Source organism: Streptomyces sp. NPDC087845, from assembly GCF_044742755.1.
Taxonomy (GTDB): domain Bacteria; phylum Actinomycetota; class Actinomycetes; order Streptomycetales; family Streptomycetaceae; genus Streptomyces.
In genome coordinates this window covers 963,046-985,503 of record NZ_JBIUVC010000001.1, presented here as the reverse complement: position 1 = coordinate 985,503, position 22,458 = coordinate 963,046, and the positions used below count along the sequence as shown (strand labels likewise).

Here is a 22,458-nt window from a genome sequence, read left to right as displayed (position 1 = left end):
AGTCGGCCCAGACCCCCGGACCAACCGCCGTCTCTTCGTTACGTATTCGACTCGCCGTCAGTAAGGGGGCAAATCACCCGATCCGGGGCTCTTTGATCCATTCGCCCTTGCGCATGACGCCCCGGAGGGTGAAGTCCGCGTCCAGGACCACGAGGTCCGCGTCCTTGCCCGGTTCCAGCGAGCCGACCTTGTCGTACACGCCGAGCAACCGGGCCGGGTTGGCGGAGATGGACTGCACGACGTCCTCGACCGGGATCCTGTCGACCGTCACGGCCCGGTGGAACGCGGTGTCCAGGGTGAGCGTGGAGCCCGCGATCGAGTCGCCCTCCACCAGCCGCGCGACGCCGTCCTTGACCTCGACGGCGAGCGGGCCGAGCTGGTACCGGCCGTCGCCGAAGCCCGCCGCGTCCATGGCGTCGGTGATCAGCGCGACGCGGTGGGCGCCCGCGTGGTGGTAGGCCAGCTCCAGGGCGGCGGGGTGCAGATGCGTACCGTCGTTGATCAGCTCGACGGTGATCCGCTCGTCCTCCAGGAGGGCGGCGATCGGGCCGGGCTCGCGGTGGGCGAGCGGAGGCATCGCGTTGAACAGGTGGGTGGCGACGGTGGCGCCCGCGTCGATCGCCTCGACGGTCTGCTCGTACGTGGCGTCGGTGTGCCCGATCGCGGCGATGACACCGTGCTCGGCGAGCAGCCGCACCGACTCGATGCCGCCCGGGAGTTCGGTGGCGAGGGTGAACATCTTCGCGGTGCCGCGCGCCGCGTCCATCAGCTTGCGGACCTCGGCCGGGTCCGGGTGGCGCAGCAGGTCCTCGCTGTGCGCGCCCTTGCGGCACGGCGAGATGAACGGCCCCTCGAAGTGGATGCCGGCCAGGTCGCCCTGCTCGACCAGCTCGGACAGGACACCGGCCCGGTGGGCCAGGAAGTCCATCTCTCCGGTGACGGTGGAGGCGACCAGCGTGGTGGTGCCGTGCTCGCGGTGGGTGCGGATGCCGGTGAGGACCTCGTCCACGGTGCCGGAGGTGAAGGACGCGCCGCCGCCGCCGTGGTTGTGCATGTCGACGAAGCCCGGGACCACCCAGTGGCCGCTCAGGTCGACCGTCCGGGCGCCCTCCGGCGTCGAGCCGGCGATCCGGGTGCCCTCGACGACCACCCGGCCGTCCTCGACGGTCCCGGTGGGAAGCACCACCCGGGCACCTGCGAGCACTGTGCTGTCTGCGCGTCCGGCCATCAGGCGGTTACCTCCGTGGAGAGAAGATCCCAGGCGAGCAGCCCTGCGCCCAGGCATCCGGCGGTGTCCCCGAGGGCCGCCGGGGCGATGTGGGGCAGCGTCTGGAACGTGACACGTTCCCCGACGGCCGCACGGAGTGGTGTGAACAAGGTTTCCCCGGCCTCGGCGAGCCCGCCACCGATGATGAGCATGCGGGGATCGAGCAGGGTCAGCGCGGTGACCAGTCCGGCGGCGAGCGCGTCGACGGCGTTCCGCCAGACCTCCATGGCCGCCGGGTCGCCCGACTCGACGGCCTTCGCGCAGTCCGCGGCGTCCGCCGTCGGGTCGCCGGACGCGGTGGCCCAGGCCCGGGACACCGCGGAGGCGGACGCCAGGGTCTCCAGGCAGCCGCGCTGGCCGCAGCCGCAGTCCGGGCCGTCCGGCCGGACCACGATGTGGCCGATCTCGCCCGCGTACCCGTGCGCGCCGGCCTCGATGGTGCCCGCGATGCCGATGGCCCCGGCTATTCCGGTGCCCAGCGGTACGAAGAGGAAGCGGTCGGCGCCCTTGCCCGCGCCGATCCGGCCCTCGGCGAGCCCGCCGGTGCGCACATCGTGGCCGAGCGCGACAGGGACACCGCCGAGCCGCTCGCCGAGCAGTTGCCGCATGGGTACGTCGCGCCAGCCCAGGTTCGAGGCGTAGACGGCGATCCCGTTCTCGGCGTCGACGAGGCCGGGCACGGCGACACCGGCCGCGACGGCGCTCTCGCCGAAGTGCTCCTCGCCGTACGCCCGCAGGTCCGCGGCGAAGGCGAGGATCGACTCCACCACGGCATCGGGACCGCGCTCTCTGCCGGTCGCCCGCCGTGCCTCGTACAGCAGGGTGCCGTCCGCCCCGACCAGTGCGGCCTTCATTCCGGTGCCGCCCACATCGAGGGCGATGACGTGTTTCACGGGAAACAGTTTCGCCCGAGGAGCCAAAAAGGTCTAGTCCACTATGGGGGTTTGTTGCGCATCCATACAAAATCGCGTCCGCTCACCCGCCCCGGTGGACCGGGCAGGCGGGTTCAAGGCGAGAGGATCACACTGCGCGAGAGGTTGCGCGGGTGGTCCGGGTCGTACCCCTTCGACTCCGCGAGCGCGACCGCCAGCCGCTGCGCCCGGATCAGATCCGCCATCGGGTCCGCGGCGGCGCGCGCGACCAGGGTGCCGCCCACCCGCGCCACCTCACCGGCGAGCCCCTCCGGCAGCGGGCCGAACACCCAGGCCACCCGGTGCGGCCCGGTGATCGAGATCGGGCCGTGGCGGTACTCCATGGCCGGGTACGACTCCGTCCAGGCGCCCGCCGCCTCACGCATCTTCAGCCCCGCCTCCTGCGCCAGGCCGTACGTCCAGCCGCGCCCCAGGAACGTCCACTGCTCGGCCGAGACCACCGCCTCGTCCAGCGGCTCCGTCACCGCGAGCTCCGCGTCGACCGCCGCGGCGGCGACCGTCTTCACCCCGGCCGGAAGCGGGCCCGACGCCTCCAGACCGGCCCGCAGGAAGGCCAGCGCGGTGGTGGCGAACCGGGTCTGGACGACCGACTCCTCGTCCGCCCAGTCCAGTACGGCCACCGCGTCGGCGGCGTCCATGACCGGCGTCCTCGGGTCGGCGGTCAGCGCGACGGTGACGGCCTTGCCGCGCAGCTCGCCGAGGAGTTCCAGCACCTCGGTCGTCGTACCGGAGCGGGTGATCGCCACCACCCGGTCGTACGGCCGCCCGGCGGGGAACTCCGAGGCGGGGTACGCATCCGTCTCGCCCTGCCCGGCCGCCTCGCGCAGCGCCGCGTACGCGATGGCCATGAACCAGGAGGTGCCGCACCCGGTGACGGCGACCCGCTCACCGGGCCGCGGCAGTCCGTCGAACACCGCCCCCGCCTCTGCGGCACGCCGCCAGCAGTCGGGCTGGGTGGCAATCTCTGATGCGGTACGGGACATGCTGAACGGCTCCTTGCGGCATGGAACGGGTGGCGATGCGGGCGGTGCGGCACAGCGTCGGAACAAGGCCCGGACCGCCAAAGACCCGGAAGTGCCTTGCGCCGCAACCTGCTTAGCAGTCGGCGTCGATCAAGGGCAATGCCCTCGCGCGCCGACCGGACGCGGATCCGACGACGTTGCGAAAGCGATACCGCGCTGGTGTAGACCTTCGGCGATCGTCCGCGGGAGGATCGCACCTCATCCGGAGGCCCCACGAGGACGTGGCCGGCCCGGATGACACGACGGACAAGGACGGTCTGGGCTGTGGAGCGGCGCTACTCGGGACTTATAGCGGCTGTGGCCGCACTGGGACTGGCAGCAACGTCGTCGGGCTGCGGGGGCACCGGCAGGGGATCGGGGGACGTCACCCTCAGGCTCGTCGCGGCCGACTACGGCACCGGCGCGGCCAACAGCTCCGAGAAGTACTGGGCCCGGCTCGTGAAGGGCTTCGAGGCGTCCCACCCCGGCATCAGAATCGATGTCAGCGTCTACGCGTGGACGGACATCGACCGCGAGGTCGCCGGGATGGTGAAGAAGGGGCAGGCCCCCGACATCGCCCAGATCGGTTCGTACGCCGACTACGCCAAGGCCGGCAAGCTCTACCGGGCCGACCAGTTGCTGACCATCCCCGCCCAGGCCAACTTCCTGCCGCACCTCGCCGAGGCGGGCAGCGTGGACCGGACCCAGTACGGAATGCCGTTCGTCGCCAGCACCCGGCTGCTCTTCTACAACAAGAAGTACTTCGCGCGGGCCGGCCTCGACGCCCCGCGGACCTGGAACGACATACGCGAGGACGCGGCGGTGCTCAAGCAGCGGGGCGTGACCTACCCGATCGCGCTGCCGTTCGGCCCGGAGGAGGCCCAGGGCGAGACGATGATGTGGCTGCTCAGCGGGGGCAGCGGCTATGTCGACGACGCCGGCTCGTACGAGATCGACTCGGCCGAGAACGTCAGGACGTTCGACTGGCTGCGGACGAACCTGGTCGACAAGGGCCTCGTGGGCCCGGTCGCGCCCGGCAAGCTCGACCGGGGCAAGGCGTTCGCCGCGTTCACGCGCGGCGAGGTCGGCATGCTGAACGGCCACCCGACGCTGATGCAGGAGGCCGAGAAGAAGGGCATCCAGGTCGGCATGGTCCCGCTGCCCGGTGCCGGCGGTCCCTCCAAGGGCTCGATGGGTGTCGCCGACTGGATCATGGGCTTCAAGCAGCGCGGCCACCGGGTGGAGATGGGCAAATTCTTCAACTACCTGTTCACCGACAAGAACGTCATCGACTTCGCCGACGAGTACGACATGCTGCCGGTCACCGACAGCGCTTCCGCGGCGATGGAGTCCGACCCCCGCTACAAGCCGCTGCGGAAGTTCCTGGTTGCGCTGCCGAACGCGGAGTTCTACCCGTACGGCAAGACGTCCTGGGCCCGGACCAGCGAGTCGATCAAGGAGAACATCGGCAAGGCGGTCGAACCGGGCGGCAGCCCCGCGAGGACGCTGGGACGGATCGCACGGGACGCGACGGCGGCGGAGGGCGCCGAGTAGCGCAGGACGCGAGCGGAGGGCGGACGAAGGACACCGGGCACCGGAGCACGGAGCGGCCGGGGGAACGGGTGGCGGCTCCCCGGCCGGGCGATAGGTTGGCTGATGTGACCACCTCCTCGAACGGCCCCGGCACCGCGGACGGCCCCGGCGGCCTCTCCGACCGGGACCGTGCCGTGCTCGCCGTCGAGCGGCAGTCGTGGGCCGGGCCCGGGGCGAAGGACCGCGCGATCCGCGAACGGCTCGGCATCTCGCCGACGCGCTACTACCAACTGCTCAACGCGCTCCTCGACGACCGCCGGGCCCTGGAGGCCGACCCCGTGACGGTGAACCGCCTGCGCCGCGTACGGGACGCGAAGCGGGGGCGCCGCTGAGGGGGCGTGTCCGGGCCGCCGCTGCGGTGAGCGCGTCCGGGCTGCTGCTGCGGTTTTCGCCCCGCGACATCAGGCCCCTCGGTGATCGAGGAGCGGCGGTCCGGGGGCGGCGCCCCTGGGAAAGCCCGCCACAGGCCCCCGGCGCCGCGTCGCCGCTATAGGCTCGCCCCATGGGCAGCAACCCGCACGCACCCGCGCCGAGCGAGACCCCGTCCGAGCTCCCCACCCCCACCACCCCAGCCGGCCGAGAAGCCCTCGACGCGATCCTCGCGCGCCCCGACCGCGCCGTCGTCGCGCTCGATTTCGACGGCACCCTCGCGGACATCGTCCCCGACCCGGAGCAGGCCCGAGCCCACCCCGGCGCCGTCGACGCGCTCGTCGCGCTCGCTCCGAAAGTGGCCTCCATCGCCGTGATCACCGGCCGCCCGGCCGGCGTCGCGGTCCGGCACGGCGGCTTCGCCGGAGTACGGGGACTGGACCACCTCGTCGTCCTCGGCCACTACGGCGCCGAACGCTGGGACGCCGTGACCGGCACCGTCCGCACCCCCGCCCCGCACCCCGGCACGGCCGCGGTCCGCGCCGAACTCCCCGGTGTGCTCGACCGGTTCGGCTCATGGCACGGCACCTGGATCGAGGAGAAGGGCCAGGCGCTCGCCGTCCACACCCGCCGCGCCGCCGACCCGCAGGCCGCGTTCGAGGCCCTGCGCGAACCCCTCGGCGAGCTCGCCGCCCGGCACGGACTGATCGTCGAACCGGGCCGCCTGGTCCTGGAGTTGCGCCCGCCGGGCATGGACAAGGGCGTGGCGCTCGCACGCTACGTACGGGAGACGGACGCCGAGTCCGTCCTCTACGCGGGCGACGACCTGGGCGACCTCGCCGCGTACGCCGCCGTGGAGAAGCTCCGCACCGAGGGCCCCGACGGCATCCCCGGCCTGCTGGTGTGCAGCGGCAGCGCGGAGGTGCCCGAACTGGCCGAACGCGCGGACCTGCTGCTCGACGGCCCGGGGGCCGTCGTCGCCTTCCTGGCGGCGCTGGCCGAGCGCGTCTGACGGCTCACTCCCGCCGCAACGCGTCCAGCTGGTCGAGGAACCACTGCTGCGGCGGGAGCGCCACCGCCGCCGCGGCCAGCCGTTCGGTGCGCGCGGCCCGTTCGTCGTCCGCCATCGTGAGCGCCTCGTGCAGCGCCGCGGCCGTCGCGGACACGTCGTACGGGTTCACCACGACCGCGTCGCTGCCCAGCTCCTCGTACGCCCCCGCCTCCCGCGACAGCACCAGCGCGCAGCCGTGGTCGGAGACGACCGGGATCTCCTTGGCGACCAGGTTCATGCCGTCGCGGATCGGGTTGACGAGCGCCACGTCGGCCAGCCGGTATGCGGCGAGCGAGCGGGCGAAGTCGTCCTTGACGTGCAGCACGACCGGCGTCCAGCCCGCCGTGCCGTACGCGGCGTTGATGTCGTCGGCGACCTGCCGGACCTCGGCCGTGTAGTCGCGGTACACCGTCAGGTCCTGCCGCGAGGGGTAGGCGAAGGCGACGTGGACGACGCGCTCGCGCCATTCGGGCCGCTCGTCCAGGAGCGCGCGGTAGGCGAGCAGCCCGCGCACGATGTTCTTGGACAGTTCCGTCCGGTCCACTCGTACGATCGTCCTCCGCCCGGGGCCGACCTGCTCCCGCAGCGCCGCCATCCGCTCGTCCACGTCCGCCTCGTGCGCGCGCCGGCGCAGGAAGTCCGCGTCCGCGCCGAGCCCGTGCACCCCGACCCTGGTCCGCCCGGTGCCGCCCAGGATCTGTGTGCAGCAGTCGATGAAGGCGTCCGCCCAGCGCCGGGTCAGGAACGCCGCCCGGTCCGCGCCCAGGATGCCGTGCAGCAACTGCTCGGCGATGTCGTCGGGAAGCAGGCGGAAGTAGTCGACGGGCGCCCACGGGGTGTGCGTGAAGTGGCCGATTTGCAGGTCGGGGCGGAGCTCGCGGAGCATGCCGGGCACCAGCGCCAGGTGGTAGTCCTGCACCAGCACCGCCGCGCCGGGACCCGCCTCCGCGGCGAGCGCCTCGGCGAAGGCCCGGTTGTACGTCTCGAACGACGCCCACTGCCGCCGGAACTCCGCGTCGAAGACCGGCTCCAGCGGGGTCTGGTACAGCAGGTGGTGGATGAACCAGAGCACCGAGTTCGCGATGCCGTTGTACGCGTCCGCGTGCACGGCCGCGTCGATGTCGAGCATCCGCACGCCCGGCTCACCGACCCCGCGCCGGACCGCCTCCCGGTCCCCGTCACCGAGCGCGGCGCACACCCACAGCTTGTCCTTGACGGCGCTCAGCCCGGAGACGAGCCCGCCGCCGCCCCGTTTCGCGTCGAGTGACCCGTCGGTGCCCAGCGCGTACGACACCGGGCCGCGGTTGGACGCGACGAGGACCTGGGCGGCGGGCTGGGCTTCGTGCTCGGAGACCATGTTGCGGAATCTAGCCCGATCACGAACCGCCCAAACGTGCGAAGTCGGGTCACGTCAGGCCGCGCGGCGTGAAATGTACTCCTCGATCTCGCGCATCGGCGGCCGCTCCTCGGTGTCCACCGCATGGGTGTGCGGTACGAAGCCGTCCTCACCGCGCTCGAACTGGGTGAGCGAAGGCCGTACCAGGTGCCCGCGGGACAGCCGGAGCTGGGCGGTCCGGTAGATCGCCGCCGCCATTCGGCCGAGCGCCTGACCGTCCTGGTGGCGGTGCTTGCGCACCCCCACGTCGACCTGGGCCAGCGCGTCCAGGCCCACCGTGTGCAGCGCGTCGACCAGGAGACCCAGTTCCACCCCGTAGCCGACGGGGAAGGGCAGCTGTTCGAGGAGGGAGCGGCGTACGGCGTACTCGCCGCCCAGCGGCTGGACGAAACCGGCCAGCTGCGGCCAGTGCATATTGAGCAGCGGACGGGCCACCAGCTCGGTGACGCGGCCGCCCTGCCCCGCGGTGTCGCCGAGCGGCCGGTCGTACATCGCCTTGACGAACCGCACGTCCGGATCGGTCAGCAGCGGGCCCACGATGCCGGAGACGAAGTCGGCCGAGAAGTCCTTCAGGTCGGCGTCGACGAAGCAGACGATGTCACCGCCGGTCACCAGGAGCGACCGCCACAGCACCTCGCCCTTGCCGGGCACGGCAGGTATCCGGGGCAGTATGTCGTCCCGGTGGACCACCCGCGCGCCGGCCTCCCGGGCCGCCTTCGCGGTGGCGTCCGTGGAACCGGAATCGATCACCACGAGTTCGTCGACCAGCTGGACCTTCTCCATCAGCTCGCGCCGGATCGTCGCGACGATCGCGCCGACCGTCGCCTCCTCGTTCAGCGCGGGCAGCACGACGCTCACGCTCCCGCGGCCCGGTTCCTTGGCTGCGAGGAGCCGGTCCAGCGGGCGGTCGGCGACCGACCAGGAACGCCTGGCCAGCCAGCGTTCGACCTCTTCCAGCACGGTCGATACTCCCTGTATGTGATCCATCTCGCGGTTCGGACGACTATCTCAACTGTCCGCTGCTTCGGTTACAGTCTTGAACAACGCGGATGGCCGTCGCATGTCGGGGTCAGTCCGCCAATAAATGCCCGGATCGTGGATCCGGTGCCACAGCGCTCATCCAGAGGGACTGAGGGAACGGCCCGTTGAAGTCCCGGCAACCCTCCTGCCGACCGCGAGGTCAGGTAGGGAAGGTGCCAATTCCGTCTCGTGGCGAAATGCGCCGCGAGGAAGATGAGGAGAAAGGGCCTCGCCTCCATGGCTGCGCAGACTGTTGCAGTAAGCACCAATTCTTCCACCGGCGCTGACGCCGAGACCGGCACCGTCGATCTGGGCCCCGCCGCGGCGCTTTCCTGCCGGGAGTGCGGCGAGCGTTTCGAGCTCGGCCCCCTTTTCGCCTGCGCGTCGTGTTTCGGGCCGCTCGAAGTGGCGTACGACCTGCCGAGCGGCTCCCCCGACGAGCTGAAGAAGCGCATCGAGGCCGGACCGAACAACATCTGGCGTTACGCGCCGCTGCTGCCGGTCCCCGCCGATGTCGCGGACAAGCCCAACATCAACCCCGGCTTCACCAAGCTGGTCAAGGCCGACAACCTCGCCCGTGAGCTGGGCGTCACCGGCGGCCTGTACGTCAAGGACGACTCCGGCAACCCGACGCACTCCTTCAAGGACCGGGTCGTCGCCATCGCCGTCGAGGCCGCCCGCGCCTTCGGATTCACCACCCTCTCCTGCTCCTCCACCGGCAATCTCGCCGGTGCGGTGGGCGCCGCCGCCGCCCGCGCCGGTTTCCGCTCCTGCGTGTTCATCCCGCACGACCTGGAACAGGGCAAGGTCGTCATGGCCGCGGTGTACGGCGGTGAGCTGGTCGGCATCGAGGGCAACTACGACGACGTCAACCGCTTCTGCTCGGAGCTCATCGGCGACCCGCTCGGCGAGGGCTGGGGCTTCGTCAACGTCAACCTGCGCCCCTACTACGGCGAGGGCTCCAAGACCCTGGCCTACGAGATCTGCGAGCAGCTCGGCTGGCGGCTGCCCGACCAGATCGTCATCCCGATCGCGTCCGGCTCGCAGCTCACGAAGATCGACAAGGGCCTCCAGGAGCTGATCAAGCTCGGTCTGGTCGAGGACAAGCCGTACAAGATCTTCGGTGCCCAGGCCGAGGGCTGCTCCCCGGTCTCCACCGCCTTCAAGGCCGGACTCGACGTCGTACGGCCCCAGAAGCCGAACACCATCGCCAAGTCCCTGGCGATCGGCAACCCGGCCGACGGCCCGTACGTCCTGGACATCGCCCGCCGCACCGGCGGCGCGGTCGAGGACGTCGACGACGAGCAGGTCGTCGACGCGATCAAGCTGCTGGCGCGCACCGAGGGCATCTTCGCGGAGACGGCCGGCGGGGTGACGGTCGGCGTGACGAAGAAGCTCATCGAGGCCGGTCTGCTCGACCCGGCGCTGACCACCGTCGTCCTCAACACCGGTGACGGCCTCAAGACCCTGGACGCGGTGGCCGCCACCTCGCAGGCGACCGCGACGATCCGCCCGAGCCTGGACGCGTTCCGCGCCGCCGGCCTCGCCACCAGCTGACCACCCGAGACCGAAGAGAGGCACCCGCCATGAGCGTCAAGGTCCGCATCCCCACCATCCTCCGCACCTACACGGGCGGCCAGGCCGAGGTCCCGGCGGAGGGCTCGACCCTCTCGCAGGTCATCGAGTCCCTGGAGCAGAACCACCCGGGCATCGCCGCGCGCGTCCTGGACGACCAGGGCAAGCTGCGCCGCTTCGTGAACGTGTACGTCAACGACGACGACGTGCGCTTCGAGGGCGGCCTGGAGACGGCGACGCCGGACGGCGCCGGCATCTCGATCATCCCGGCGGTCGCGGGCGGCTGCTGACCCCCTGTCCGGTTTCACGGCGTTATCGGAATTGCCCCCTCTGCGAGAGAAGCGGAGGGGGCAATTCTGCATGGTTGAGCGCGGTACAGTGTGGGAAGTCCCCCCAGCTGCCCGTACCGCCCGCATACGAGAATGCGCCCGGTCGCGACAAGAAGCAGCCAAAGTGCTCGATCTCCTTGCGCCATAAGTCGCCTTTGCCCGGCCCGACTTGCCCTGGAATCTCATGAATCCCTCATATTCGGGCGTTCGGTGCTGCCCAGAATTCTCGTCCGATTGACCTGTTGCAGAGGGCAGTTGGGCAGATACATTCGGCCGCGGTCGACGCGTTCCGGCGCACACACCCTCTCCTGTCGGAGGGTGAGTTCTGACCCGGGTCCGCGAAGTGCGGTCCTGTGCAAGGGCCAGTAATAGGGGAGTTAGGCATGGCTCAGGGCACCGTCAAGTGGTTCAACGCGGAGAAGGGGTACGGCTTCATCGCGGTCGACGGTGGTGCGGATGTTTTCGTCCACTACAGCGCGATCCAGATGGACGGGTACCGCACCCTCGAAGAGGGTCAGCGAGTTGAATTCGAGATCTCGCAGGGCCAGAAGGGGCCGCAGGCGGACATGGTCAAGCTCGCCGTCGGCTGAGCTCGACGCGGTCGGCCAACGACACTACTCACGCACGGAGGGTCCGTACCCCTGGGGTACGGGCCCTCCGTGCGTCCGTGCGTCCGGGGCCGCCCGGGAGGGGGCGTGGTTGTCCACATCCCGAGGGGGACGCTTGCACTCTCCGGGGTCGAGTGCTAATCATTGGCGTTAGCACTCTCCAGGTGAGAGTGACAGAACTTGGACCGGGCCGGTGAGGCCCGCAGGTCCGGTGGGGCAAGGAACCACCGGTCACGCAGGCCGTCCGTCGCGGGCGCCACTCGGTCCGGAGAAATCCACCCCTGTCCGGGAGGACCACTTCACATGGCCAAGATCATCGCGTTCGACGAGGAGGCCCGGCGCGGTCTCGAGCGCGGCATGAACCAGCTCGCCGACGCCGTCAAGGTCACCCTTGGCCCCAAGGGTCGCAACGTCGTCCTTGAGAAGAAGTGGGGCGCCCCCACGATCACCAACGATGGTGTGTCCATCGCCAAGGAGATCGAGCTGGAGGACCCGTACGAGAAGATCGGTGCGGAGCTGGTCAAGGAGGTCGCCAAGAAGACGGACGACGTCGCCGGCGACGGTACGACCACCGCCACCGTTCTCGCCCAGGCGCTCGTCCGCGAGGGCCTTCGCAACGTCGCCGCGGGTGCCAACCCGATGGCCCTCAAGCGGGGTATCGAGAAGGCCGTCGAGGCCGTCTCCGCCGCCCTCCTGGAGCAGGCCAAGGACGTGGAGACCAAGGAGCAGATCGCTTCGACCGCCTCCATCTCCGCCGCCGACACCCAGATCGGCGAGCTCATCGCCGAGGCCATGGACAAGGTCGGCAAGGAAGGCGTCATCACCGTCGAGGAGTCCCAGACCTTCGGTCTGGAGCTGGAGCTCACCGAGGGTATGCGCTTCGACAAGGGCTACATCTCGGCGTACTTCGCCACGGACATGGAGCGCATGGAGTCGTCCCTCGACGACCCGTACATCCTGATCGTGAACTCGAAGGTCAGCAACGTGAAGGACCTCCTTCCGCTGCTGGAGAAGGTCATGCAGTCCGGCAAGCCGCTGCTGATCATCGCCGAGGACGTCGAGGGCGAGGCCCTGTCGACCCTGGTCGTCAACAAGATCCGTGGCACCTTCAAGTCCGTCGCCGTCAAGGCTCCGGGCTTCGGTGACCGCCGCAAGGCCATGCTCGGCGACATCGCCATCCTCACCGGTGGCACCGTCATCTCCGAGGAGGTCGGCCTCAAGCTGGAGAACGCCGGTCTCGACCTGCTCGGCCGCGCCCGCAAGGTCGTCATCACCAAGGACGAGACCACGATCGTCGACGGTGCCGGTGACAGCGACCAGGTTCAGGGTCGCGTCAACCAGATCCGTGCCGAGATCGAGAACTCCGACTCGGACTACGACCGCGAGAAGCTTCAGGAGCGCCTCGCGAAGCTGGCCGGCGGCGTGGCCGTCATCAAGGCCGGTGCCGCGACCGAGGTCGAGCTCAAGGAGCGCAAGCACCGCATCGAGGACGCGGTGCGCAACGCCAAGGCCGCCGTCGAGGAGGGCATCGTCGCCGGTGGTGGCGTGGCTCTGCTCCAGGCCTCGGCCGTCTTCGAGAAGCTGGAGCTCTCGGGTGACGAGGCGACCGGCGCCAACGCCGTCAAGCTGGCGCTGGAGGCCCCGCTCAAGCAGATCGCCGTCAACGGTGGTCTCGAGGGCGGCGTCGTCGTCGAGAAGGTGCGCAACCTGGCCGTCGGCCACGGTCTGAACGCCGCGACCGGCGAGTACGTCGACATGATCGCCGAGGGCATCCTCGACCCGGCGAAGGTCACGCGTTCCGCCCTGCAGAACGCCGCGTCCATCGCCGCGCTGTTCCTCACCACCGAGGCCGTCATCGCCGACAAGCCGGAGAAGGCCGCCGCGGCCGCTCCGGGCGGCATGCCGGGCGGTGACATGGACTTCTGATCCTGACGGATCGGTAGTTCCTGTACAGCTTTGCCGCATCGCCCCCGGGACCATCAGGTCCCGGGGGCGATGTCGTTTCCGTCCCGGTCGGCGCTTCGGGCCGACACTCCCGGACGGCATCCTCGGACGGGGCTCCCCGGCGGGCCGCGGCACGGCGCGCCCACGGTGCCCGCCGGAGCACCGTGGGCGCGTGATACCGCGGCCCGCCTTCGTACGCGCGCCCGACTTCCCGACTTCCCGGCTCCCGGGCTCCCCGGTCCGGTGGGGCGCCGGGCGCCGTGCGGAAGGCCCTACGGGAGCCGGTCGAGAAGCCAGGTGCAGAGCTCCTGCGTCACGAGGGTGTGCCCCTCGTTGCGGGACGCGAGCCTGAACTCGTCCAGCCCGCTGTCCTCCTGCGGGAGTGCGGAGATGTTCGCGTACAGCTCCTCGTCCGTCTCCAGACCGCGGATGTCGACCGCGCTGACGGCCGGCACGAAGCAGTGCGAGCGGATCCGTACGTCGGTCTTGAACCCGAGGACGGGGCTGAGGGCGTTGAAGGCGTCGGCGAGGATGCCGAAGCCTTCCAGCGAGCCGCCGGGCGCACCGTCGATGGACGGAAGTCCGGACCTGTGCACCTCGTTGGTCTTCAGCGTCACCACCCGCAGTTTCGCGACGAGTTCGTTGTCGCCCGGCGTCTGGGTGTAGAGCTTGGTGCCCAGGACCGAGAGCCCCTTGCCCTCCAGAGCCAGTTCGCCCGGACGGACGTCGGTGCCGACGCCGTCGCCCGTGCCGTTGGCGACGCCGATCAGCCGCGGCCGGCGCGGCCACTCGCCGACGGCCTGCATCTCGGCGAGGAACGCGGCGCGCTCGTCGCTCCGGTCCGGCGTCCCGTCCCACTTCTCGATGTGCCGCCACAGCAGCTGGCGCGCGGCCGGGCTGTTGATCTGGTCGGAGAACCGGCTGTCGAGATCCTTGATGTAGTGCGCGAACGCCTGGAGCGCGATCGGGATCCAGGCGCCGCGGTGGGGGCTGTCGTACGAGAAGTACAGAGCGGTCTGGTGGTCGATGTCCTGGCTCTCCATCTTGGCCAGTGCGTGCCGGGTGACGAGCCCGCCCATGCTGAATCCGCCGACGGCCAGCGGTGTGTCGCCCTGCCGCTCCGCGACGGCCTGCATGATCGCGGCCTGCGCGGTCTTGGAGTTGTCCAGAATTGACGCACTGCGCTCATGGAAGCCGAGAAGGATGACGTCGTGTCCCCGGCGGCGCAGCTCGCTGATGAGCGCGTAGTCGCCGAACTCCATGATCTCCCAGGAGAAGTCCAGGCTGCTCGGCCCGGTGTTGAACCCGTCGGCGAAGATCACGGGGCGTACCAGGCCCGGGTTCCCTTCGCCGTAGTAGACCCAGGCGGTGCCGCCCGGCAGATCCCACACGGTGCTGGGCGGCAGCGGCAGGGCACCGTGCGGCTCGGCGTCCAGACGGGGGCCGGGGGCCAGGGTGATGGGGGGCTTGCTGTGAAGTTCCGAGACGATCTGCTCGTGGGTCGGTTCGGACATGGTTCGTTCCCCTTTGGGTCGGTTCGTTACAGCGCGCCAAGAGGAACACGCAAAGTAGCGATCAGGGAGGGGAAGCGGATCAAACCACTCCCAGGTGGGAGCCGGTTTCGGACACCCGTGATCACGGGAGGCGGGATCGGGTCGGGCGGCCGGTTCGCTCGGAGCGTGGCGTCATCGCCGCCCGGACCTCGCTCATGCGGCTGCGCACACCGGTGGCCGGGACGGTTCCGGCCGGGCCTGCGGGAGCGTCGGCGGGGTTGCCCCGGCACGGTCCGCAGCGGCCGCCGATCAGGGCTTCCGGACTGCCGGGTGCGCGGCACTCGCCGCATTCGAGGGTGCGCAACAGCGTCCGCTGTGGTGCCGGAGCGACCCGTTCGGGTGGCATCTTGTCGGCCAGTCGCCTGCGGACGAGGGCTGCCGCGTGGTGGACGGGGGTGGGCAGGCCGTCGGTGAGGGCGTGGAGCACTTCCGCCTCCGTGGCGCCGCGCGAGAACCAGTCGGTGACCCGCGGTTCCAGCGCCGCGCAGTCCGCCGCCGACAGGGTGAGCGCGGGTGCGGTGCGGCCCAGCGCGGCCAGCAGGACGAACGCCCGTGTGCGGGTGGGGCGTTGGTGCCGCTCCGGCGGTACGTCGCCCCGGGTGAACGCCGCCCACCAGGTGTCGTCCCGCGCCGTGCGGGAGAAGAACGTGCGGGTCACCCAGAGCAGGACCTCGTCGTTGGCCACGCACTCGCTGCCGCGCCGCAGATGCCCGGCGTCCTGGAGCCGGTTGAGGGCGGTCCGCAGCGCGCACTGCCCGTACGGCAGGACCTTGGCCAGCGTCTTCACGGAGATGTCGGCGCCGTCGGGCAGTTGGTCGAGGTACGCGGCGATGGACGCCTCGCGAGGTGGCAGATGCGCGAAATCGCGGTCGGTGCGGGGGAGTTGTGAGGGTGCGGAACGCTTGCCGTAGCCCGGATTGGCCATCGGGTGCGGCAGTGCGGACAGGGATACGTGCGGGGCGCACGGGGTGGGACTATGCTGACTGACAGCCATCGGATCGCTCCTAACGATCGAGGTGGTTAGACCCCCGTCAGGTGTTAGTGCACTCGGCGGGGGTTGTTCGTTATTCGGAACGCTAAGGCTTGGCCACCATCCGTGGCAAGCCGGTCACGGGAAGTCAACTCACCGGGCAGGGAGGGTGGGTGGGAAGTGGCCCGCCTCCCTTTCCTCGGAAAGAGCGCTCGGACTTCGAGGCTTGAGCTCCGGGGGGAATGCGCCTGGTCACAGGGGGCGCGACAGTGATGCGAGCGCGCCGTGCGTGATGCGCGTGCGCCGCTGCCGTTGGAGTGGAAAATCGGGCCGCACGCCCGTGGCGGCGTGCGAACGGTCGCACATATTTGTGACCTTGGGAGCTCCGGGCCGCCGCCGACGCGGCCCGTCTTCCCGTGTTTCCCTCTCGTACGAGGAGTCCCGTGCGTATTCGTTCGATCCTCTCTCTCGCCGTGTCCGCCGTCGCCGCCACGGCGCTGGCCACCCCCGCCCAGGCCGCCGACGCCGCCAACGGGGCGTACTTCATCCGGGATGCGCGCACCGGCGCGTGTCTGGCGGGCGGTGAAGGTCCGCTGGGCGGTCACATCGAGCCCTGCAACCCGGGCACCGTGTGGGAGATCCGCAACCAGGGCAACGGCCTGGCCCAGATCCGCGAGACGCGCGGGGAGAACCGCTGCCTGGCACTCTCGCCGGTCCGGATCTACCCGCCGGCGGTGTGGGTGGACGAGTGCGGCCGCCAGCCCGACCAGTGGACGATCCAGACCCCGGACGACGGGGCGCCGGTCGTCATTTCCCTCGGCCGCGGTGAGCTGGGCAACCTGACCACGGAGGGCAGCCGCGTGATCCTCAGCCCCGAGGGCCGCCCCCAGTGGATCCTGGAGCGGCTCGGCTAGAACCCGCCCCGTCACCCTTACCCCGACCGCCCCGTGCCGAGATCGTCCTTCCCGGCACGGGGCGGTCTCTCCGTGGGGGGCTCAGTCGCGGCGGGGACCGATGACCGACGTCCCGTCGTGCACGGTGATCGCCTGGGCCGGGCAGATGTCGGCGGCGTCCAGCACCCGCTCGTCCGGCTCGATCCCGTCCGCCTTCACCCGGGCGTGCTCCCCGTCCAGGGCGAACACCTCGGGGATGGTCCCGGCGCACATGCCGGACGCCTGGCAGAGCTCCGGATCGACGCGTACGTTCCAGGTCATCCCGGTCACCACCCGACCGGCATGACGCGCGGACCGCGCACCAGCATCTCGGACTTCCACGTCACGTCACCCGCCAGTTTCAGCCCCGGGAAGCGGGCGATCAGTGCGCCCAGCGCTTCCTGGAGTTCCAGCCGGGCCAGCGGAGCGCCCAGGCAGTGGTGGACCCCGTGGCCGAATCCGAGGTGCTGATTGCCCGCGCGGGCGATGTCCAGCACGCCCGGGGCGGTGAACCGCAGCGCGTCGCGGTTGGCGGCGCCCACCGCGACCAGGACCGGACTGCCGGCCCGGACGAGGGTTCCACCGACCTCGATGTCCTCGGTGGCGTATCGGGGCTGGCCCGCGCCGCTGCCCAGCGGCACGAAGCGCAGCAGTTCCTCCACCGCGTTCGGAACGAGCTCGGGCTCGGCCCTGAGCCTGGCCAACTGGTCCGGGTGATCCAGCAGCGTGAGGACGAAGTTGGGGATCTGGGACGCCGTCGTCTCGTGTCCCGCCACCAGGATGCCGACGCACAGATCGACGAGTTCGAGCTCGGAGAGCCGGTCGCCGCCGTCGCGTGCCTCGATCAACGCCGTCATCAGGTCGTCCTGCGGTTCCCGGCGGTGCTGCTCGATCAATCCCCGCATGTAGGCGCGCAGTTCCTCCCGGCTGGCGTCGAACTCCGCCGCGGTGAGGGAACTGGTCGACAGCGCGTCGTCGCTCCACACCCGGAAGCGCGGGCGGTCCTCGGTGGGTACGCCCAGCATCCGGCAGATCACCGCGACCGGCAGCGGCAGCGCGAACAGGTCCACCAGGTCCGCGGGTTGTCCGGCCGCCTCCATGTCGTCGAGGAGGGTCGCGGTCAGCTCCCGTACCTGCGGCCGCAACTTCTCCACCTGGCGGACCGTGAACGCCTTGGCGACCAGGGAGCGCAGCCGGGTGTGGTCGGGCGGGTCCATGCCGAGGATGCCGCCGTCGCGCTTCCCCTCGGACTGCCGGGGCTCGTCGTGCGACGCGGCCGCGGCCCGGCTGAACCGCTGGTCGCCCAGGACGAGCCGGGCATCGGCGTAACGGGTGGCGAGCCAGGCCGGTTCGCCGTACGCCATCTGGACCCGTAACAGGCCCGGCTGGTCGCGTACGCGCTCGTACTCCTCGGCGAGCTGCAGACCCTCGGCGGTGTTGAAGGGGTAGGCGAGGGGTGCGATGTCTGCTGTGGTCACTGCGGCCTCCCAAATGTAAGCAGCTGCTTACAACGGTAGGAGTGGCTTCGCGGGCGGTCAACGATGCTTTACGGCCGTTATCCTGACGGGCCGCTCCGAGAGGAAGGCCGACATGGAGCCCGCCCCCGCACCGTCGTCCGGAGAGCGCCGCCGCGATGCCGCGGCCACGCGCCGCCGGGATGCCGCGGCGACCCGCCGCCGGCTGCTGGAGGCGGCCCGTGACCTGTTCGCGGAACGGGGTTACGAAGGGACGACGGTCCGGAGCATCGCGGAACGGGCCGGAGCCAACCAGGCCCTGCTCTTCCGGTACTTCGGGTCCAAGCAGGGGCTGCTCACGGAGGTCCTCGCGCAGGGCGGCCTCGAACAGTTGCGGGCGACGCCGCCCGAGGAACTCTTCGAGACCGCCCTGCGTTCGATGCTGACCCGCAGCGCGGCGGGCGGAGCCGGGGACCGCTCGCTGGAGGTGTATCTGCGATCCATCGGGCGGGGCGACGAAGCGGCCGGAACCTTGCGGGAGTTGGGCGAGGAGTACCAGAGCGCGCTGGCCGGGCTCTCCGACGCCCGGGACGGCGCGCTGCGTGCGGATCTCGCCATGGCGTGGCTCCTCGGCATCGGCCTGATGCGGACGGTCGTCGCGCGCGAGCCGCTGGCCGGTGCCGAACCGGACGAGGTGTGCCGCCTCGTGCTCGGCACGCTCAGCCATCTCTGGTCGGCGCCGGACCAGCAGGAGTAGAGCCGGGTCGGAGAGTCGGGGCTGGGAGTCGGGTCCGGGGGCCGGACCTGGGGGTCAGGTCCGGGAGCTGGGTGGGGGAGTCGGGTGGGGGAGTCAGGCCCGGGGGACGCGTCCGGGCCCCGGCGCTCAAGGCCCGGGGCCCGGATGTGCCGGGTGCTGTGCGCGGTTACCGGTGACGGGCCTCGAAGGTGGCGAAGGCCGTCTCCTGGCGCCACTCGGTCGCCGCCTTCGGGTTGTCGGCGAGGTAGCGGGCGCAGCGCGTGCTCGGGTGCTCGGTGCCCGGCCGGTTGCCGGAGCAGGCGGCGACCAGGCGGTAGCCGGAGGGGGCGGAGCCGGTGGCCCACAGGCTGCGGCCGTTGCGGAACGCGTACTCCAGCGAGGCGCGCGCCAGGTCCTTCAGTTCGACGTAGCCGAGGTCGTACGTCTTGGCGGCGTACCGGTACTCGTGGCTGATGTCGATCCGTGAGACCCCCGGGTCGTCCGTGGACAGGACCACCGGGACGCCGTAGCGGCGGTAGGCGTTGAACGGGTGGTCGTTGCCCGCGATGCCGAGGATCTGCTTGTTGCTGGAGAACGGCACCTCGACCGCGACCTTGCGCCGGGCCATCGTCCGGGCGAGGCCGCGCCAGTCGTCCTCGTGGACCAGGTCCACACCGTGCCCGATGCGTTCGGCTCCGGCGACGAGTACGGCCTCGCGGATGTGGAACGTCAGGTCCTCGGGCTTGACCAGGCCGGGGGCCAGTTCACCGGCGTGCAGGGTGAGGTGGGCGCCCGGGTACTGGCCGCGCAAGTACTTCAGCATCCGCATCTGGAGGCTGTAGTTGGCCAGCGAGCTGTCCCAGTCCTCGGGCTGGACGAGGTTGACGGCGACGAACCTCGGGTCGCGCTCGGCCAGCCGCATGCCGAGTGCCATCTGCGTGAACACCCGTGCCGGGGAGCTGCCCCGGGAGACCTGGGAGATCCACTTCACGGGAAGCCGACAGCCCGGGTCGGGGCGCGCGGTGTCGCAGTGCGCGGCCTTCCGGAACTGGACGTCGGTGTCGTCGGCCTCCTTGACCGCCTCGTCCACGACCCGGTCGAGCTTTCCGCCGGCCACGAGCTTGCGGTGGAACGCCGCCAGGTCGGCGTCGTAACCCACGGACTCGGCAAGCTGCTTGGCGCTGTCCGACGCGGGGGAGACCATGGTCTCCAGATAGAACTGGTTCTGTTCGGCAACGGTGTTGGCCACGTTGGCGAGCATCTTGCCGCGGGTGTACCAGGTCGCCATGCCGAACTTGTCGAACGTGTCGAAGAAGTGGTCGTGCCCGGACTGATCGGCCGGGAAGTCCTGCATGGACCAGGCCCGGATGATCTCCTGCTTGAAGGTGGCGTCCCTCCGTGCGTCGGCGGCGGGCCTCGTACCCGGTCCGCACGGCGGTGCGACCGCCTTCATCGTCGCGTCGATGCACAGGCCGCCCTCGGCCGCGAGCTTGATCAGATACTCGGTCCTGACCGCACCGGAGAGGTGGTTGTGGAGGTCGCCCCCCTTGGGCAGCGACTTGAAGAAGGACTTCTGCCTCTCGGGGCTGTTGCGCAGCGAGCGGAGGTAGGCGGAGGTCCTGCGCTCGGCGGCGGTCACCGCGCGGGGTGACGCGTACGTGGCGACCCGCGACGAGGACTCCTTCGCGGGGGCGGTCGCGGGCGTGGGCGCGGCGTTGGCCGGGATCGCCGGGAGCAGAGTCAGTACGGCAAGTGCGCCGAGCCCGGCCGGGAGCAGGGACTTGGGACGGTGAGCCGTCCGGTTCGATGAGATCACCGCCGAATGATCGCGTCCGGGGAGAGCATTTCTCACTCAAACCGCATCTATGGCCGGAAACCTCCACCCGATCGAGTGCGCGCGCGGATACGCACCGTGGCGCGATCGCACGCGCTTTCCCCTGGGCTCAGCGGCGACGGTTGCTGTTCTTGTTCACCAACCACCCTGCTCCCCTCCGTGCGGGGGGTATCCCCCGAAGGTGTTCGGCGGCTTCCCCCAGTGCGCGGCAATGGATTCGCAGACGATGATCCTTCTCAAGCTGCAAAAGGCAAGGCGAGGGGCAGAAAAGCATGGCAAGGCATCGGAAGCACATCAGCCGGCGGGTACTGCTGGCGACGGCGGCGGTCGCGATGGGAGCGGTCCTCGCCCCTGTGGCGGTCCAGGCGGCCGAAGTCGGCACGGCCGGCACGGCCGGTGCGGCCGTGCCGACCGCGGTCGTCGGGAAGCAGAACCCGGTACGCGCACTGGAGCGGGCGGCCCACCCGCTGCGTTCGACCGAGCCGGGCGGGAACACGGCCGACCTGCGAGCCCTGGACGCGATGATCGGCGACGCCGACGTGGTCGGCCTCGGCGAGGCCACCCACGGCTCCCACGAGTTCTTCACCATGAAGGAGCGGGTCTTCCGCCACCTCGTCGAGAAGAAGGGCTTCACCACCTTCGCCCTGGAGCTGAGCTGGTCCGCGGGGCTCCAGATCGACGACTACCTCCAGACCGGCAAGGGCGACGCCCGCAAGATCGCCAAGGAGACGCTGACCAACTCCCCGTGGGAGCGCGAGGAGTTCGTGAGCCTCATCGAGTGGATGCGCGACTACAACCGCCACCACCCCGACCGCCCCGTCCACTTCATGGGTGACGACATCGGCGCCCCCTCGCTGAACGACGCGTTCTTCGGCCGGGTGACCGGCTACGTGCGGCAGAACCACCCGGACGACTTGGCGCGGCTCGACGAGCTCTACACCGGCCTGCGACCCATCGACGACGTCTTCGCCTACCTGGGCAAGCCGCTCGCGGAACGGCAGCAGCTCGCCGCCAGGGCGCAGAAGGCCCTGGAACTGGTCAGCAGCCGGAAGGGCTCCGGCGGAGACGCCTTCGACTGGGCCGAGCAGAACGCCCGCTCCATCGCCCAGACCGCCAAGTTCCTCACCTTGAACCCCGACGACCCGGAGTCCCTGAACACCCTTGAGCGCTTCCGCGACGAGGTGATGGCCCAGAACGTCGCCTGGTGGCAGGAGCACACCGGCGACAAGATCCTGCTGTCGGCGCAGAACGACCACGTCGGCTACGTCGCCGGCGATCCCGAGATGTATTCCAAGACACAGGGGTCGTTCCTGCGGGACACGATGGGCAAGAACTACCTCCCCATCGGCTTCACCTTCAACCAGGGCTCCTTCCTGTCGAAGGACGGCGCCCTCGGCGGTGACTGGAAGAAGTTCACCGTGGACGCCGCCGAGCCCGGCAGGAACGAGTACACCCTCGACCAGGTCCGCTACCGGGACTTCTACCTCGACGTCCGCAAGGCCCCGGCAGCGGCGCGCGCCTGGCTGAACGTCGCCCGGCCCACGCTCAACGTCGGTACGCAGTTCCCCGAGAAGCCGCGCGACACCGCGATCGCCAAGTCCTTCGACGTCCTCATCCACCTCCACGAAGTCCGGGAGGCCGACAAGCTGAAGCCGTAGCGGCTCCGCCGCCCCGTTCGCCGCCCTGTTCGCCGCCCTGTTCGCCGCTCCGTCTGCCGCCCTGTTCGTCGCTCTGTCCGCCGCCTTGTCGGCCACGTCGACCGGACTCCAGGCTTTTGGCGCCAGGCATGACAACTCCCTGTGACACTCGTGCGGTTGCCGGTTCTGCGCCTCTTCCGGGCGAGCCGCGCGTTGGACACGCTGGGTATGCATTGTCATTACTCAGCGTGGAAAGG

20 protein-coding genes and 1 riboswitch are annotated in these 22,458 nt (G+C 70.5%); of the genes, 10 read left to right on the top strand and 10 right to left on the bottom strand.

The features are described 5' to 3' along the window. Positions 1-73: 73 nt before the first annotated feature. The 3 genes from nagA to ACIOMQ_RS04565 all read right to left on the bottom strand — a co-directional run bounded on the left by nagA (position 74) and on the right by ACIOMQ_RS04565 (position 3,182). Positions 74-1,228 (bottom strand): N-acetylglucosamine-6-phosphate deacetylase, encoded by a 1,155-nt coding sequence (nagA, locus tag ACIOMQ_RS04575; protein WP_362195105.1) that lies wholly within the window; start codon positions 1,226-1,228, stop codon positions 74-76. Next, positions 1,228-2,160 (bottom strand): ROK family protein, encoded by a 933-nt coding sequence (locus ACIOMQ_RS04570; RefSeq protein ID WP_401262967.1) that lies wholly within the window; start codon positions 2,158-2,160, stop codon positions 1,228-1,230. Before ACIOMQ_RS04570 ends, nagA begins: the two co-directional genes overlap by 1 nt. 113 nt (positions 2,161-2,273) lie before the next feature. Further along, positions 2,274-3,182: a sugar isomerase gene (locus tag ACIOMQ_RS04565; RefSeq protein WP_362195115.1), complete on the bottom strand. Its 909-nt coding sequence runs from the start codon at positions 3,180-3,182 to the stop codon at positions 2,274-2,276. A 273-nt stretch (positions 3,183-3,455) separates the two neighbouring features. Here ACIOMQ_RS04565 and ACIOMQ_RS04560 point away from each other — a divergent pair, with 273 nt between their 5' ends. From ACIOMQ_RS04560 to otsB, 3 genes are all read left to right on the top strand, one after another. Further along, positions 3,456-4,754 (top strand): extracellular solute-binding protein, encoded by a 1,299-nt coding sequence (locus ACIOMQ_RS04560; protein WP_362195118.1) that lies wholly within the window; start codon positions 3,456-3,458, stop codon positions 4,752-4,754. 104 nt (positions 4,755-4,858) lie between these two features. Further along, the gene (locus ACIOMQ_RS04555) at positions 4,859-5,125 is read left to right on the top strand and encodes a DUF3263 domain-containing protein (RefSeq protein ID WP_362195121.1); all 267 of its coding nucleotides are present in this window, start codon (positions 4,859-4,861) and stop codon (positions 5,123-5,125) included. Positions 5,126-5,295: 170 nt separating this feature from the next. Further along, positions 5,296-6,174 carry a trehalose-phosphatase gene (gene otsB / locus ACIOMQ_RS04550; protein ID WP_401262968.1) on the top strand — a complete coding sequence of 293 codons (879 nt, stop codon included), beginning with the start codon at positions 5,296-5,298 and terminating at the stop codon, positions 6,172-6,174. 4 nt (positions 6,175-6,178) lie between these two features. On the opposite strand, the gene ACIOMQ_RS04545 is transcribed toward otsB, so the two are convergent. Both ACIOMQ_RS04545 and ACIOMQ_RS04540 read right to left on the bottom strand, forming a co-directional pair. Then, complete coding sequence (locus ACIOMQ_RS04545; RefSeq protein ID WP_362195127.1) at positions 6,179-7,570, bottom strand: trehalose-6-phosphate synthase; 1,392 nt, start codon at positions 7,568-7,570, stop codon at positions 6,179-6,181. A 54-nt stretch (positions 7,571-7,624) separates the two neighbouring features. Continuing rightward, on the bottom strand, positions 7,625-8,569 hold the full coding sequence (locus tag ACIOMQ_RS04540; RefSeq protein ID WP_362195130.1) for a glucosyl-3-phosphoglycerate synthase: 945 nt from the start codon (positions 8,567-8,569) through the stop codon (positions 7,625-7,627). Positions 8,570-8,722: 153 nt separating this feature from the next. Further along, positions 8,723-8,849: riboswitch (SAM riboswitch) on the top strand. Between the two features lie 17 nt (positions 8,850-8,866). Between ACIOMQ_RS04540 and thrC the strand changes: the two genes are divergently transcribed. From thrC to groL, 4 genes are all read left to right on the top strand, one after another. Continuing rightward, positions 8,867-10,186, top strand: a complete 1,320-nt coding sequence (gene thrC / locus ACIOMQ_RS04535) for a threonine synthase (protein ID WP_362195134.1) — start codon at positions 8,867-8,869, stop codon at positions 10,184-10,186. 29 nt (positions 10,187-10,215) lie between these two features. After that, complete coding sequence (locus ACIOMQ_RS04530) at positions 10,216-10,494, top strand: MoaD/ThiS family protein (RefSeq protein ID WP_072487929.1); 279 nt, start codon at positions 10,216-10,218, stop codon at positions 10,492-10,494. A 422-nt stretch (positions 10,495-10,916) separates the two neighbouring features. After that, complete coding sequence (locus ACIOMQ_RS04525) at positions 10,917-11,123, top strand: cold-shock protein (protein WP_003967346.1); 207 nt, start codon at positions 10,917-10,919, stop codon at positions 11,121-11,123. Positions 11,124-11,444: 321 nt separating this feature from the next. Further along, positions 11,445-13,067 carry a chaperonin GroEL gene (gene groL, locus ACIOMQ_RS04520; protein ID WP_072487928.1) on the top strand — a complete coding sequence of 541 codons (1,623 nt, stop codon included), beginning with the start codon at positions 11,445-11,447 and terminating at the stop codon, positions 13,065-13,067. A gap of 290 nt (positions 13,068-13,357) precedes the next feature. Here the strand turns inward: groL and ACIOMQ_RS04515 are convergent, their stop codons facing one another. Beyond that, positions 13,358-14,599: an esterase/lipase family protein gene (locus tag ACIOMQ_RS04515; RefSeq protein WP_401262969.1), complete on the bottom strand. Its 1,242-nt coding sequence runs from the start codon at positions 14,597-14,599 to the stop codon at positions 13,358-13,360. Positions 14,600-14,720: 121 nt separating this feature from the next. Further along, positions 14,721-15,563: a hypothetical protein gene (locus ACIOMQ_RS04510; protein WP_362196015.1), complete on the bottom strand. Its 843-nt coding sequence runs from the start codon at positions 15,561-15,563 to the stop codon at positions 14,721-14,723. 488 nt (positions 15,564-16,051) lie between these two features. Between ACIOMQ_RS04510 and ACIOMQ_RS04505 the strand changes: the two genes are divergently transcribed. After that, positions 16,052-16,522 carry a hypothetical protein gene (locus tag ACIOMQ_RS04505; RefSeq protein ID WP_401262971.1) on the top strand — a complete coding sequence of 157 codons (471 nt, stop codon included), beginning with the start codon at positions 16,052-16,054 and terminating at the stop codon, positions 16,520-16,522. Positions 16,523-16,603: 81 nt separating this feature from the next. Here the strand turns inward: ACIOMQ_RS04505 and ACIOMQ_RS04500 are convergent, their stop codons facing one another. Both ACIOMQ_RS04500 and ACIOMQ_RS04495 read right to left on the bottom strand, forming a co-directional pair. Next, positions 16,604-16,822: a ferredoxin gene (locus ACIOMQ_RS04500; RefSeq protein WP_362195145.1), complete on the bottom strand. Its 219-nt coding sequence runs from the start codon at positions 16,820-16,822 to the stop codon at positions 16,604-16,606. A 5-nt stretch (positions 16,823-16,827) separates the two neighbouring features. After that, positions 16,828-18,018 (bottom strand): cytochrome P450, encoded by a 1,191-nt coding sequence (locus tag ACIOMQ_RS04495; RefSeq protein WP_362195148.1) that lies wholly within the window; start codon positions 18,016-18,018, stop codon positions 16,828-16,830. 112 nt (positions 18,019-18,130) lie between these two features. Here ACIOMQ_RS04495 and ACIOMQ_RS04490 point away from each other — a divergent pair, with 112 nt between their 5' ends. Further along, on the top strand, positions 18,131-18,751 hold the full coding sequence (locus ACIOMQ_RS04490) for a TetR family transcriptional regulator (protein WP_362195151.1): 621 nt from the start codon (positions 18,131-18,133) through the stop codon (positions 18,749-18,751). Positions 18,752-18,917: 166 nt separating this feature from the next. Here the strand turns inward: ACIOMQ_RS04490 and ACIOMQ_RS04485 are convergent, their stop codons facing one another. Beyond that, complete coding sequence (locus tag ACIOMQ_RS04485) at positions 18,918-20,546, bottom strand: adenosine deaminase (RefSeq protein WP_402187816.1); 1,629 nt, start codon at positions 20,544-20,546, stop codon at positions 18,918-18,920. 290 nt (positions 20,547-20,836) lie between these two features. Between ACIOMQ_RS04485 and ACIOMQ_RS04480 the strand changes: the two genes are divergently transcribed. Next, positions 20,837-22,222: an erythromycin esterase family protein gene (locus ACIOMQ_RS04480; protein WP_401936909.1), complete on the top strand. Its 1,386-nt coding sequence runs from the start codon at positions 20,837-20,839 to the stop codon at positions 22,220-22,222. Positions 22,223-22,458 lie beyond the last annotated feature (236 nt).

What these genes read in the sequence shown, in the direction of transcription:
- nagA (WP_362195105.1), bottom strand. Translation starts at nt 1,228, where the DNA reads ATGGCCGGACGCGCAGACAGCACAGTGCTCGCAGGTGCCCGGGTGGTG.
- ACIOMQ_RS04565 (WP_362195115.1), bottom strand. Translation starts at nt 3,182, where the DNA reads ATGTCCCGTACCGCATCAGAGATTGCCACCCAGCCCGACTGCTGGCGG.
- ACIOMQ_RS04560 (WP_362195118.1), top strand. Translation starts at nt 3,456, where the DNA reads ATGACACGACGGACAAGGACGGTCTGGGCTGTGGAGCGGCGCTACTCG.
- otsB (WP_401262968.1), top strand. Translation starts at nt 5,296, where the DNA reads ATGGGCAGCAACCCGCACGCACCCGCGCCGAGCGAGACCCCGTCCGAG.
- ACIOMQ_RS04545 (WP_362195127.1), bottom strand. Translation starts at nt 7,570, where the DNA reads ATGGTCTCCGAGCACGAAGCCCAGCCCGCCGCCCAGGTCCTCGTCGCG.
- thrC (WP_362195134.1), top strand. Translation starts at nt 8,867, where the DNA reads ATGGCTGCGCAGACTGTTGCAGTAAGCACCAATTCTTCCACCGGCGCT.
- ACIOMQ_RS04530 (WP_072487929.1), top strand. Translation starts at nt 10,216, where the DNA reads ATGAGCGTCAAGGTCCGCATCCCCACCATCCTCCGCACCTACACGGGC.
- ACIOMQ_RS04525 (WP_003967346.1), top strand. Translation starts at nt 10,917, where the DNA reads ATGGCTCAGGGCACCGTCAAGTGGTTCAACGCGGAGAAGGGGTACGGC.
- groL (WP_072487928.1), top strand. Translation starts at nt 11,445, where the DNA reads ATGGCCAAGATCATCGCGTTCGACGAGGAGGCCCGGCGCGGTCTCGAG.
- ACIOMQ_RS04515 (WP_401262969.1), bottom strand. Translation starts at nt 14,599, where the DNA reads ATGTCCGAACCGACCCACGAGCAGATCGTCTCGGAACTTCACAGCAAG.
- ACIOMQ_RS04510 (WP_362196015.1), bottom strand. Translation starts at nt 15,563, where the DNA reads ATGGCCAATCCGGGCTACGGCAAGCGTTCCGCACCCTCACAACTCCCC.
- ACIOMQ_RS04500 (WP_362195145.1), bottom strand. Translation starts at nt 16,822, where the DNA reads ATGACCTGGAACGTACGCGTCGATCCGGAGCTCTGCCAGGCGTCCGGC.
- ACIOMQ_RS04490 (WP_362195151.1), top strand. Translation starts at nt 18,131, where the DNA reads ATGGAGCCCGCCCCCGCACCGTCGTCCGGAGAGCGCCGCCGCGATGCC.
- ACIOMQ_RS04480 (WP_401936909.1), top strand. Translation starts at nt 20,837, where the DNA reads ATGGCAAGGCATCGGAAGCACATCAGCCGGCGGGTACTGCTGGCGACG.